Origin of the sequence: Streptomyces sp. NPDC014734, assembly GCF_043083325.1 — a bacterium.
GTDB lineage: Bacteria > Actinomycetota > Actinomycetes > Streptomycetales > Streptomycetaceae > Streptomyces.
In genome coordinates this window covers 1-12,521 of the sequence record NZ_JBIBYN010000012.1, presented here as the reverse complement: position 1 = coordinate 12,521, position 12,521 = coordinate 1, and the positions used below count along the sequence as shown (strand labels likewise).

Below are 12,521 nucleotides of genomic sequence, written 5' to 3'. Positions count from 1 at the left end.
CCGCCGCCGGGTCCGTGTCAGCGCCGACGCAGGTCGGGAAGGGCAAGGCACAGAATTCCGGCGATGAAGGCCATCTGCGCGCTTGCGACGAGAGTGACGCGCGTGCCGAACCATTCGGCGGCGGCGCCCGTCACGGCTATCGCCAGAGGGGTGATGCCCAGGCTCGCCAGTGAGTTCACGCTGCTCACACGGCCCCGGAATTCATCGGCGGTGTCCTCCTGCATGACCGCGGCAGCCGCTATCCCCAGGGGGGCACTGACCAGACCGATGAAGGTGGCGGTGACCACGGCCACCCAGAGGTCGGAAGCCAGGGCCAGACCGGTGAGGCCGACGCCTTCCATCACGGACGCCGCCGCTATCAGCAGACCGGCCCGGTACGGCCGTCGGGACCTGACCATGACGACTGCCCCCATGGCTGCCCCGATGCCGAATCCGGCAAGCATGTTGCCGACTCCCCCGGCGCCCCAGTTCTGCGATCTGGCGAGCAGCGCCAGACCGATGTTCATGGGTCCGACGAACGCGAAGTTCACCAGGAACGTCGTCACCAGCAGGCCACGGAGCACACGGTGGCGGGCCATGTACCGCAGTCCGCCCCGGAGCGAGGCGATGTAGGACTCGCTCTCCTGCCCGTTCTCCGCGGACTTCAGCGGGCGCGGCCGGAGGGTGCGCACGGCCATCATCGATATCAGGAAGGTGATGCCGTTGGCCGCGCAGGCGACCGGTATGCCTCCGGCGGTCATCAGCAGCCCTCCGAGGGGGGCGCCGAGAGTGACCGCGCCGCGCATGCCCAACTCCCTGAGCGCGGCGCCGGACGAGAGCTGTTGGGGCTGGAGCAGACGCGGGCGCACGGACCCGGCGGCGGGCAGGAAGACCGCGTCCACGATCCCGAACACGAGGCTCACGAGCACCAGCAGGAAGATTCCCTCCTGCCACAGGGCGATCCCGGCCGCCGCGAACATCACCGCGGCCCGCAGGAGATCGCTGCTCACCATCAGTTTCCGGGCGTCGTACCGATCGGCGAGCATTCCGCCGAAAAGCATCAAAATCAGCCTGGGTATCGCGGATATGCTGAGGATCAGACCCGCCGTGGACGGTGAAGTGAGTTCCGTCGCCTTCCAGGCCAGTGCGACGAACCAGATCTGGTCTCCGAGGACCGAGAAGACCTCTCCGACCAGGTACCGGCGATAAGCGGGTTCACGGTACGCGGGCCGTACGGCGGCCTCGGTTGACTCTGACGGTCTGTCGTGGGGATCGGTGTCCGGGATCTCCACTGCGCGGTCGGCCGGCTCGGCGGTCATGGATTCTCCGGAAAAGCGTGGAAGAAGACGAATACGTGCTCCAGATCCGCTTCGTCGGGTCCGGTCGTGCCGTCGTGCTGTTCCGCAGGTACCGGGGCGCTCGTCCTCCGTCGGCTGATTTCCCTCCAGCGTTCGAGGACTTCGAGGAGTTCCGCCGACACGGTCCCCAGTTCCTCCGGGGTGAGGCGCAGATGCGACTCGCCGCAGATCGCCGACTTCTGCCAGGCTTCTCCCCACGCATCACGTTCGCTCTCGAAGTGCTTGAGGCGCGCGAACTCCTCCCTGATCATCTGCGCCTTGACCATATCGGCGACCATACGGCCGTCCGGCTCGTGGAAATCCAGACTGGACCAGGTCATCGAGACCGCCGGTACCCGCCACCAACGCTCTCGCCGGTCGCGTGCGAGTTCCTCGGCGACTTCGATGATCCCTCGGCGCGCGAGCTCGCGCAGGTGGTAGCTCACGAGACCGGGATCCAGGTTGGTGTGCTGCGCCAGTCCGGTCACTGTCGACGGCCCCAGCTGAAACAGGAGCCGGAGAAGCCGTCGGCGCGTGGGGTGAGCAAGTGCCCTTAACGCAAGGGGATTTGTGATGCGGTTCCGTGTTGTCATGTCCGCAGACTAGATGAAGAAGATTCGTTCCGGAAGAAATCTTCTGCAACTTCCGGGGCCGGGTACCACCGCACCGGCAGCACCCGCGCCGCCGATGCCGACGCGGCGACGGGACCGGTCACCCGGGCCGTTCGCCTCGGATCGGACCGGCCCCACGAGCCCGGCAGGATCCGAAGGAGGCGGCCCAGCCCCCTCCGGGGCCGATCGCGGGACAGCCCTCGGGGTCCCGGGATGAGCGACGAGCTGTTCCGCCTCACCGTCCCGGGCTCCACGGTGCCCTGCCCGAGCGTGGACAATCCGTGCTCCGGCTGCCCCGTGCCGAACGGGACCACTCGTATCCGGGTGCTGGCACGGGCCGGACGGATCCGGCCCGTGGCTTCCGGTTCCACGGATGCACACATGAAACCTGTCGGCCCGGCCTCCTACGCGGGCGCTCCCGCTCCCCCGGCACCGACGGCGACCGGTTTCTCCACCGCCCCGCCCCCGTCCAACCCCGCGGGCAGTGGCAGCTCGCACCAGATCGTCTTGCCCCGCACCCCCTGGTCGACCCCCCACCGCGACGCCAACGCACCGACCAACGACAGCCCCCGCCCCGACTCCTCGTCGTCCTCGGCGGAACGCGGTACCGGCCAGGCGCCCGGCTCCGGGTCGGTCAACTCGACCCGGACGTGCCCCGAGGACGTGCCGATGACCCGAAGCGTGACCGGTGTGCCCGTGCCGAGATGCACGATCGCGTTGGTCAGCAACTCGCTGACGCAGATGAGCAGATGGAGCGCCTCCTCGTCCCGGCACCAGGCACGCAGCAGACGGCGCACCTCCGGGACGGCCCTCGGCACGGCGACCAGGTCCATGGTGAGCGCGACTCCGGTCATCCCCCGGCCGCCGTACGCAGCACCTCGGCCAGCCGACGCGCGGTCGCCACGTTGCAGTTGCCGAGCGCGACCAGCGGCGTCCGGGGCGCCCACCAGGCGAGCGTCAGCGGGTCGACGCCCAGCGAGGGCAGCGTGATGCCGTGGTCCGAGAGAGCGGCACGAAGCGCGTTGATGTCCACATTGATGTCCACGTCGGTATGGATGTCCACATCGGTGTCGACGGCGTCGTCGCGGCCGGGTGCGCCGCGGAGGTCGTGAGTGTCGCCCATGAGGGGCCGCCCACCTTTCGTTGCTTACGGTGACGAACCCTGCACACGCTGCCGCATCGAGGCCGGTCGGCAAAGGGATTCCCGCTCCGCAACGCGCGACGTGGAAGATGGCCGAAAGCGCCCTCCGCCGCTCGTTCCCGAGCGGCGGAGGGCGCCCGTTTCACCGGTCCCGGTCGGGATCGAACTGAAGTCTCGTCAGCGCGAAGACGATCACCAGGTCGAGCGTCATCACCGGGATGGCCCACATCGGGTAGTACGGGACGAACATGAACTGGGTGATCAGGCTGATTCCCGCCGCCGCCACGCCGGCCCCGCGGCCCCAGCTCTTGTTCGTCAGGATTCCCAGGGCGGCGACAACGAGCGCCACTCCGATGACGAGGTGGATCACGCCCCAGGCCGTGAGACCGAACCGGTAGGCGTAGTGGGACGAGGAGAAGAACAGGCTGTCCCGCGCGATACCGGCGGCGCCCATGAGGATGCTGAGCGGCCCGCTGAACATCAGCGCCGCCCCGGCGAACTGGGAGGCGCCGTTGACCTTTCCACCGTCGGGCAGCCTGTGCCCCGACCGTGTCCTGTCCGACATCACTGCCATGACCGTGGCCTTCCTGTGCGGCGCGGTCACCGACGCACACGGTCCGCGCGAAGCCAACCACGCTCCCCTGCCAGGATCACCGCAATCCGTCGGCACCGCGACCGCAGCCCTCCGCCCGGCGCCGGGACCGCCCGCCCGCGCCTCGCATGGGGGTGGTGCGGTTCGACCACACTGCATGCTCATGCCGGAGAGGGCTCCGAGGGTATGGACGGCGGCTTGCGGGACATCATCACGCGTGTGCGGGCATCGCCAGCCACAGCAAGGGCGCCCGGCCCTTCGCGTCCGACTGCCCGGGGGGCCACAGGGACCCCGGGGCCCGCCGCCCCAGCACCTGCGCCGCGTCCACGAAGGCGACCTGCGGCGAGGTCAGCCTGTCGGCCGCCCGCACCCAGAACCGGTTCCGGCCGGAAAGCAGCATCGCCGACCGATCGAGGTCGCCGCCCGGGGACGCAGCGGGGGGCCTGCCCGACGGGGTCGCGCACACAGTCCGTCGGGCCGCCTCAAGAATCGTGCCGCCCCGCGGCCCGCCACGCCCCGATCGCCGCCCGCCGCGCGGCATCGACGGACCTCTGCGCCGCCGGGGAGGAACCTCCGAAGCCCGTCCCGTGACCGGCGTAGTGGTGTGCCAGTACGTCGTGGACCCGGGCCACCGGCAACCAGCACCACGAGGGGACAGCGCCCCGGCTGCCACGCGTTCCGCGTTCAGGCGCTCGAAGATCCCCGGATACCTCTGCTCCGCCTCGCGCTCCAGCCTCTCCAGCCGCGCCGCGGCGGCCCTGTACATCAGTGCTCTCCACGACGCGGCATCGGCAACGCGGCGGCTCCGGTCGGCAGGAGCTGCCCGTCCCGCCACTGTGCCCCATGCAACCGCCGGGGCAGGCAACCGGAGGCCGCGGACGGTCCGCCCGAACCGTCCGCCTTTCGTTGCGTACTGTGACGAACGCCTCACACGCTGCCGCCCGACGCTCTACCGTCGGAGGGATTCCCGCTCCACACCGCACAGCAGAAAAGGTGGTCACGCGTGGCTACGCGCAAGGAGATCGACGGCTCGGCAGGCGTCCCGCAGTTCTACGGCAAGGAACTCCGCTACCAGCGGGAGAAGGCCGGGCTGACCCTGGAGAAGCTGATCGAGGGCAGCTACTACGGCATCACGTTCCTCAGCGAGATCGAGCACGGCAACCGCCGCATCCCGCTGGACCTCGCCAAGCACGCCGACCTGGTACTCGGCACGGACTACTTCGCGCGGAGCTGCGACGACGTACGGAAGGCAAAACGGGGGGCGCATGCGCCGTACTTCGCCGGAATCGTGGAGGCGGAGAAGCGGGCCCGGACCATCAACCACTGGTCCAACGCCCTGTTTCCGGGTCTGCTCCAGACCCGGGCGTACGCACACGCCATCATCCGCTCCACCCACCCCTTGGACACGCCGGAGGAAGCCGAGGCCAAAGTCAATGCCCGAATGCAACGGGCCAGTCTCTTCGACGACCCCAAGAAGCCCGAGTACTGGGCGGTCCTGCACGAGTCCCTGGTACGGCATCCCCCTCTGCTTTCACCCGAGGAAATGGCCGAGCAGTTGGAACACATCGCCGCCCTGGTGCGGCGCAATCGGATCGTCACTCAGATTCTTCCATGGAACGGCCCTACACGAGCCTTCACCGAGATGCCGCTGTTCTTCATGAACTTCGACGACGAACCCCCGCTGGTCTACACCGAGGGTCCGTACCACGGACAGACCATCGACGATCCATCTACCGTGACGAAGTACCGCAAGGCATACGATCGATTGAGGGCCGCCGCCTTGCCGCCGGAGGTGTCCCTCGAACTGATCGAGAAGGCGGCTGAGGAGTACCGGCATGGGCCGCATCGGTCTTGATCTCCGCCTGGCCACCTGGCGCAAGAGCAGCTACAGCAACGGCGATGGCGGCGAATGCCTGGAAGTCGCGGAGGAGTTCGCCCACTGGCGCAGGAGCAGCCACAGCAACGGAGACGGCGGGAACTGCCTCGAAGTCGCGGACGGCACCCCCGGTCTCGTCCCCGTCCGCGACTCCAAGCGCCCCGAAGGCCCGGCCCTGATCGTCACCGCGTCCGCCTGGACCCCGTTCGTCGAGTCCGTCAAGGCAACGGCCTGAACACTTCCGTTGTGCTCCGGGCGGCTTCGGAGCGCGCACGGTTTCGGCGGACCCCCGCTCGCAGCCTTCTCGGCCGACTCGGAGTGCCGTTGAGGAACAGGGCGGCGTGATCCGCCACTGCATCATCCGGCGCAACCGCCACGCGGACGACCGACGTCTACGCGCTGTCGTCGACCGTGCCGACGTTGCCCAATCCGCCGCTATACACCGGTGGTGCCATCGATGCGTTCCCGGACCAGGTCGGCGTGGCCGTTGTGGCGGGCGTACTCCTCGATCATGTGGACGTAGATCCAGCGGAGGTTGACGTCCTGGTCCATGAAGCGACCCGTATCGGACAGAGCGCGGTCGGCGCAGTGCTCGCGGGCGCGGGCAATCTCTGCTTGCCAGGTGGCGAGGGCGTCGCCCAGAGTGGCACCCTCCGCCAGTTCGAAGCCGCCGTCGGGGGCGTCCGGGGCGGCCTGCGGGTCGTAGATGGGCGGGGCCTGCTCCCCGGCGAACACGCGACGGAACCAATTCCGCTCCACCTCCGCCATGTGCTGAACGAGACCGGTCAACGTGAAGCCGGACGGAGGCACGGACGCGACGGCGGCCTGCTCGTCGTCCACACCCTCGCACTTCATGGCGAGTGTGATGCGATGGAAGTCGAGCCAGCTTTCGAGCGTGGTGCGCTCATCGGCGTCAAGGGGCGGCATGGGACGTTCGAGAGCGCTCATCATTCGATGATCGCCGGTGCTGCGGTCGAAGCCCTCAGCGGGCGGGGCCGAGGCCTCACAACAGGACGAACGCAGCCTGATACGGCAATAGTTGGCACCTGGTGCGGACCACGACGATTGGCATCGCCCCCGCCCAGCTGTGCCAGGATTCACGGATGGACATGCCCGACGTCACGCGTGCGATCGCGGCTGCGACTTCGGTCGCCGCATCGCTCGACCTGCCGGCCAACGACGCAATCGTTCTCCATAACTCGAACAAGCTTGCACTGAGACTGACGCCGTGCGACGTCTTCGCCCGGGTCGCCCCTGTGGGGGAGGAAGTCGCGCAGTTCGAAGTCGATCTCGCCCAACGGCTCACCGCGGTCGGATGCCCCGTGTGTCCCCTGGAGCCTCGGGCGGACCCGCGTGTGTACACGCGCGATGGCTTCGCAGTGACGCTGTGGACCTACTTCGAGCCCGTGACACCTCACACCTCACCGAGCGACTACGCCAAGGCGCTGGAGCAACTGCACATCGGCATGCGCGAGGTCGATGTGCCGAGCCCGAGGTTCACGGACCGGATCACGGAGGCGGAAGAAGTTGTCTCCGACCCGGATCGCTCGCCGGACCTCAGCGACACGGACCGCGTGTTCCTCAGCGGCAGGCTGGCGAGCCTGCGACAGGCGATCGACGACCGCGGCGCCGTGGAGCAGTTGCTCCACGGCGAGCCTCATCCGGGCAATGTGCTCAGCACGAAGAACGGCCCGTTGTTCATCGATCTTGAGACGTGCTGCCGTGGACCCGTCGAGTTCGACCTCGCCCATGTTCCCGAGGCGGTCTGCGCGCACTACCCAGACGTTGACCAAGGGCTGCTGGACGAGTGTCGGCAGCTCGTCATCGCGATGGTCGCCGCGTGGCGTTGGGAGCTCGGCGACCAGTTTCCGAAGGGGAGGCGATTCGGAGAGGAATTCCTGCGCTTGCTGCACGAGGGGCCTCCCTGGCCGACACTCGACACAGTGACCAGGCGACTGGATGGTCTGTAGAGCTTGTCCCTGGCCAGGTCCAAGACGGAGTCGGCCGGCCTGATCGGGGTCTCGGGCTCCCGATCGGGAACGGGACCGGCATCGTCGGCGCGGTCCGCGGCGGACTCACCTGCCCGGGCGGCCACCGATGTCCGCGGCCAGCGCCGCGTAGATGGGTCATGTCCCGTGATGTGGTGTAGGTGATCAGTGGTGCTGCCGGGCGGGAGGGTCGTGCTGTCCGGATAGAGGCTGTCCATGCTCTCGGTGGACAGCCAACGGCGAGGGGAGACAATCCACTCGGCGTGGAGTTCGGCGAGGACTGCGGTGGCGAGCCGGTTGACCGCTGCGGTGTCCTGGAAAACCTGGACGACGTCGGACCGACGTTTGATCTCCCGGTTGAGCCGTTCGAGCGGGCTGGTCGACTGGGTCTCTTTCCAGTGCTGGTGGGGGAAGTCCGCGAAGGCGGTCAGGTTTCCCTTCGCGGACAGGAGCATCTCTTGTGACTTGGGGGGACTGCTCGCCGAGCATGTCGGCGGCGGTGTCAAGATGATGTCCGGACGGTTTCGGCGGTGGGCTGAGCGAAGAGTGTGCGGACCGTCGCGGCGCCTGTCTCGGTCGCCCCTTTGGGGATCGCGGAGAACACGTTGCGGACGAAGTGAACCCGGCAGCGTTCCAGGCGGCGCCGAGCATGACCTTGCGGATTGCTTTGACCAGGTCGCTACGGCTGTCGGAGATGACCAGGCCGACCCCGCCCAGGCCGCGGTCGCGCAACGAACGCAGGAACGTGGCCCAGAAGACTTCCGTCTCGCTGTCGCCGACCATGACGCCCAGGACCTCGCGGCCGCCGTCCTCGGTGACACCGGCGGCGTGGACCACCGCCTGCGAGACGATCCGGTGGTCCACGCGAGCCCTGACGTAGGTCGCGTCGAGAGACACGTAGGGGAATCGGGTGTGGTCCAGCGGGCAGGTGCGGGCACGTCGAGTTGTTCGTCGAGCTCGCCGCAGGTCCGGGAGACCTCGCTCTTCGCTACACCGGTGTCCGAGCCGAGCGCCTTGACCGGGGCGTCGACGTTGCGGATGGAGACCTCGCGGACATAGACCTCCATGATGACGGCGTAGAGCATCTGATCGATGCGGCGCCGGCGCTCCAGCAGGCTCGGGAAGAAGCCGCCGGCCAGCAGTTTCGGAATCGCCGGCTCCAGGTCGCCGGCCTGCGTGGTCACCGTCTTGCCCCGGTGCCCGTTGCGGTATCCGGTCCGCCCGGCCGTCCGCTCGTTCCACTCGGCGTCGATCTTCGCGGGGGGCTCGGCCTCGATCAGCTCCTGCAACAGCCGCTCGGCTACCTCACGCACGAGTTCAAGACCATCTGCCGAACGCAGTGACGCCAGCAGGCGAAGTAGGTCATGCCGAAGACACCGATCGCCCACACAAGTGGCCCAGCGGCTCTACGGTATGGGAAGTGTCGGTTCGTCAGATCGGGGTGGAGTCGGTGGATATTCCTCTGGTGGATGCGGTGGCGGCGGTGCGGGACGAGCTTGTCGCGGCGGCGGCGCGGGGCGGGGCGCATCCCGATGTCGTGTTCGCGGTGGGACCTGTGGAGATGGATTTCGAGGTCGAGCTGCGGGCAGACGCGACAGCGAAGGCAGGATTCAAGCTGTGGGCGGTGGGCGCGGAGACACAGGCAGGAGTGTCGCGTGGCCGCACGCACCGGGTGTCGTTCACGCTCACGCCGAGGAACGTACGCGGCGGGGACCTGCTGGTCAGCGGGTCCCCGGACCGTCCCGCCGGTCCGGGGGACCTGTCGGGCCGCATCCCGGAATGAGGGCCCGAGACGGGCTGCGCCGATCTGTCGCCCGTGGCAGCTGACCGGCAGCGCACAGGCGTACAAAAATGCTTGGGAGGGGCGAGGTGGAGAAAAATCGTGTGCTGGGTGTGGCCGGTCCGGGCGGTCTGGGGTCGGGGTACGGGGTGGGCGGGGATCTGGTGCTGACGTCCGCGCACGTCGCAGGGCGGGCCGGTGAGCAAGCCTACGTGTACCGACCCGGCTTCGCCGGCGTGCGCGGCGGCCCGGTCGTGTGGTGCGGCACGCCCGGCGGGCGGGACGACGCCGCGCTGGTCCTGCTCGGCGAAGGCCCCCCATGGCCCTCGCCGAGGATGGTGCGCTGGGGACGCATGGTCACAGACCGGCCAGGCGCCGCGTGCCAGACGTGGGGCATCCCCGACGTCGCCCAACGGCACGGGCAGCCGACGGAGGCCGCCCAGGTGGCGGGGCGGATCAACCCGGGCAGCGGGTTCGTCGGCAACCAGTACGTGATGGACCTGCGCCAGCACCGTCCGCAGTGGCCTCAGGAGGGCACCTCGCCGTGGGGCGGCCTGTCCGGGGCGGCCGTGTTCTGCGACCGGCTGCTGACGGGGGTGGTGGCCTCCGACCGGGCGCATTCCGGAGGCGGCCAGCTGAACGTCGTCCCCGCCTACGTCCTGCACCACGACCCGACGTTCCGCGCGGCACTGGCCGAACACGGCGGACCCGCCGTCGGCCTGGAGGCGGTGGAGTTACAGCACCTGGCCGAAGCCCCGGCCGACAGGGGCCGGACGGGGGAGGCTTCACCCGCGATGTTGCTCCAGGCAGGCTGGCAAACGGTGCCCTTCCATGGCCGTGACGACCTGCTCACCAACCTGCGCACGTGGTGTGGCCAGGAGGACGGGTCCGGGGCATGGCTGCTCCACGGGCCTGGCGGGCAGGGCAAGACCCGGCTCGCCCACCACTTGGCCGGGCTGCTGGCGGCCGACCACTGGACCGTGCTGTGGCCACGCTCGGACACCGACGCGTCCGAGCTGCGCGAACTGCGGCATGTGGCCAAACCTCTGCTGATCATCCTTGACTACGCCGAGACCCGCACCGGGCAGCTGACCGCGCTCATCGAGGCCGCCACCGACCACCCCGGCGGCACACCCTTCAAGGTGCTGCTGCTGGCCCGCACCGACGGCGATTGGTGGACCCAGGCAAAGCACGTCACCCGCCTCGCCGAGGACTACCTCAACGAGGCGCCCTCCACGCTCCTGGAGCCGCTGGAGCAGGCGCCGGCCTCACGCGCACAGGCTTACCGCAGTGCCGCCCGCGCCCTGGCCTCCGCCCTCCCCCACATGCGCGACTGGCCTGCCGCCGCCAACGCCCTGCCCATCCCGCGACTCGACCACTACGCCTTCGCCAACGCGCTGACCCTGCAAATGACCGCCCTCGCCGACCTCCTCGACACCGCCATCGCGGACGGTGACGCGGCGCCGGCGCCGGCGCCGGCGGCCGAGCGTGCGCATGCCGTGGAGGACCGGCTGTTGGGGCACGAACGCCGATACTGGCAAAACAACGCCGCAGCGTGCGGCCTCACCCCGGCACTAAGCAGCGCCACGCTGGAAACGGCCCTGGCCGCCGCCCACCTGATGGGCGCGGCCAACCGGAAACAGGCCGACCTCACGTGGTCCAGGCTCCCGGCCCTGGCCGACCAACCACGCGACCGGCGCGACCAGGTCACCGCCTGGATCGCCGCCCTTTACCCACCCACCTCACCAGGCCGCCCGTGGGGCGCGTTCCAGCCCGACCGAATCGCCGAACGCCACATCGGACGCGTCCTCAACACCGACCCCGCCATCGCCGAACACCTGATGTGCGGCGCTGACGACGCGCAGACGGCCCAGTTCCTGGCCGTTTACAGCCGTGCCGCTGCCCATCCGGTCTTCGGTGGCTGCCTCGACACCCACCTCACCCACCTGTGCACACACCTGCCGACGGAGCTGGCCCCCCACCTCATCATTGCCGCCATCCAGGCCGACCGCCCCCAACCCCTCATCACCGCCCTCAATGCCCACGCCACCGACCCCACTGCCGCACTCGGTAACCTCATCACCCTGCACGACCAGTTCCCGCTCTCAAGCCAGCGCCTCTCCCTCACCGCTGCCCACCTGTCTCAGGCCATTACCAGCCGCTACCGCGAACTCGCCGAAGCCAACCCGGACGCCCACCTCGCCGACCTCGCCTCAGCCCTGAACACTCTCTCCAACCGGCTGGGAGACGTGGGGCGGCGGCAGGAAGGCCTGAAGGCGATCGAAGAAGCCGTGCGCCTCTACCGCGAACTCGTCAAAACCAACCCGGACGCCCACCTCCCCGACCTCGCCTCAGCCCTGAACAACCTCTCCAACCGGCTGGGAGACGTGGGGCGGCGGCAGGAAGGCCTGAAGGCGATCGAAGAAGCCGTGCGCCTCTACCGCGAACTCGCCGAAGCCAACCCGGACGCCCACCTCGCCGACCTCGCCTCAGCCCTGAACACTCTCTCCATCCGGCTGGGGGACGTGGGGCGGCGGCAGGAAGGCCTGAAGGCGATCGAAGAAGCCGTGCGTCTCTACCGCGAACTCGCCGAAGCCAACCCGGACGCCCACCTCGCCGACCTCGCCTCAGCCCTGAACAACCTCGCCATCGACCTGGGAGACGCGGGGCGGCGGGAGAAAGGCCAGGATGCGATCGGACAAGCCGCGCGCACCCACCTCACCAACCTCGACTCAGCCCTGAAGGCCGTCACCAACCGGCTGGAGGACGTGAAGCAGCGAAAGAAAGACCTGGAGGGCGCGATCGACCGAGCCGTGCGCATCCACGTCGCCAAGCCCCTGAACGCCTTTCATGACATCGCCAAGCCCCTGAAGGCCGTCACCAACCGGCTGGAGGACTTCAAGCGGCGAAAGAAAGACCTGGAGGGCGCGATCGACCGAGCCACGCGCATCCGCGCCGCCAACATCACCTCAGCCCTGAACGCCCTTTCCAGCCAGCTGGAGGCAGTGGGGCGGCGGCAGGACGGCTTGGACGTGATCGAAGAAGCCGTGTGCCACTACCGCGAACTCGTCAAAACCAACCCGGACGCCCACCTCCCCGACCTCGCCTCAGCCCTGAACACTCTCTCCATCCGGCTGGGAGACGTGGGGCGGCGGCAGGAAGGCCTGGAGGCGATCGAAGAAGCCGTGCGCCTCTACCGCGAACTCGTCAAAACCAA

Annotated in this window: 12 protein-coding genes and 1 pseudogene; 5 read left to right on the top strand and 8 right to left on the bottom strand. The window is 68.9% G+C overall.

Features of this window, described 5'->3' with window-relative positions:
- Positions 1 to 17 precede the first annotated feature (17 nt).
- From ACF1CT_RS20105 to ACF1CT_RS20080, 6 genes are all read right to left on the bottom strand, one after another.
- Positions 18 to 1,298 (bottom strand): MFS transporter, encoded by a 1,281-nt coding sequence (locus tag ACF1CT_RS20105; protein WP_391785235.1) that lies wholly within the window; start codon positions 1,296 to 1,298, stop codon positions 18 to 20.
- Positions 1,295 to 1,909 carry an ArsR family transcriptional regulator gene (locus ACF1CT_RS20100; RefSeq protein WP_391785234.1) on the bottom strand — a complete coding sequence of 205 codons (615 nt, stop codon included), beginning with the start codon at positions 1,907 to 1,909 and terminating at the stop codon, positions 1,295 to 1,297. The genes ACF1CT_RS20105 and ACF1CT_RS20100 overlap by 4 nt, the downstream gene beginning before the upstream one ends.
- A 422-nt stretch (positions 1,910 to 2,331) precedes the next feature.
- A complete protein-coding gene (locus ACF1CT_RS20095; protein ID WP_391785233.1) occupies positions 2,332 to 2,781 on the bottom strand; it encodes an ATP-binding protein in 450 nt (149 codons plus the stop codon).
- Positions 2,778 to 2,984: a hypothetical protein gene (locus ACF1CT_RS20090; protein ID WP_391785399.1), complete on the bottom strand. Its 207-nt coding sequence runs from the start codon at positions 2,982 to 2,984 to the stop codon at positions 2,778 to 2,780. The genes ACF1CT_RS20095 and ACF1CT_RS20090 overlap by 4 nt, the downstream gene beginning before the upstream one ends.
- A 226-nt stretch (positions 2,985 to 3,210) precedes the next feature.
- Complete coding sequence (locus ACF1CT_RS20085; protein WP_391785232.1) at positions 3,211 to 3,642, bottom strand: hypothetical protein; 432 nt, start codon at positions 3,640 to 3,642, stop codon at positions 3,211 to 3,213.
- 229 nt (positions 3,643 to 3,871) lie between these two features.
- Positions 3,872 to 4,060 carry a hypothetical protein gene (locus tag ACF1CT_RS20080; protein WP_391785231.1) on the bottom strand — a complete coding sequence of 63 codons (189 nt, stop codon included), beginning with the start codon at positions 4,058 to 4,060 and terminating at the stop codon, positions 3,872 to 3,874.
- 603 nt (positions 4,061 to 4,663) lie between these two features.
- On the opposite strand from ACF1CT_RS20080, the gene ACF1CT_RS20075 reads away from it, so the two are divergent.
- Both ACF1CT_RS20075 and ACF1CT_RS20070 read left to right on the top strand, forming a co-directional pair.
- A complete protein-coding gene (locus tag ACF1CT_RS20075; RefSeq protein ID WP_391785230.1) occupies positions 4,664 to 5,515 on the top strand; it encodes a Scr1 family TA system antitoxin-like transcriptional regulator in 852 nt (283 codons plus the stop codon).
- Positions 5,496 to 5,771, top strand: coding sequence for a DUF397 domain-containing protein (locus tag ACF1CT_RS20070; RefSeq protein WP_391785229.1), 276 nt, complete (start codon positions 5,496 to 5,498; stop codon positions 5,769 to 5,771). Before ACF1CT_RS20075 ends, ACF1CT_RS20070 begins: the two co-directional genes overlap by 20 nt.
- A 200-nt stretch (positions 5,772 to 5,971) precedes the next feature.
- Here the strand turns inward: ACF1CT_RS20070 and ACF1CT_RS20065 are convergent, their stop codons facing one another.
- Complete coding sequence (locus tag ACF1CT_RS20065) at positions 5,972 to 6,484, bottom strand: DinB family protein (protein ID WP_391785228.1); 513 nt, start codon at positions 6,482 to 6,484, stop codon at positions 5,972 to 5,974.
- A 155-nt stretch (positions 6,485 to 6,639) separates the two neighbouring features.
- Between ACF1CT_RS20065 and ACF1CT_RS20060 the strand changes: the two genes are divergently transcribed.
- Positions 6,640 to 7,506, top strand: a complete 867-nt coding sequence (locus ACF1CT_RS20060; RefSeq protein WP_391785227.1) for a phosphotransferase — start codon at positions 6,640 to 6,642, stop codon at positions 7,504 to 7,506.
- Between the two features lie 212 nt (positions 7,507 to 7,718).
- On the opposite strand, the pseudogene ACF1CT_RS20055 reads toward ACF1CT_RS20060, so the two are convergent.
- Positions 7,719 to 8,912, bottom strand: a pseudogene (locus ACF1CT_RS20055) (IS256 family transposase); the annotation flags it as partial.
- Positions 8,913 to 8,944: 32 nt separating this feature from the next.
- Between ACF1CT_RS20055 and ACF1CT_RS20050 the strand changes: the two are divergent.
- Both ACF1CT_RS20050 and ACF1CT_RS20045 read left to right on the top strand, forming a co-directional pair.
- Positions 8,945 to 9,307, top strand: coding sequence for a trypco2 family protein (locus ACF1CT_RS20050; protein WP_391785226.1), 363 nt, complete (start codon positions 8,945 to 8,947; stop codon positions 9,305 to 9,307).
- A gap of 86 nt (positions 9,308 to 9,393) precedes the next feature.
- A partial coding sequence (locus ACF1CT_RS20045) for a tetratricopeptide repeat protein (protein ID WP_391785225.1) occupies positions 9,394 to 12,521 on the top strand: 3,128 nt, incomplete at its 3' end.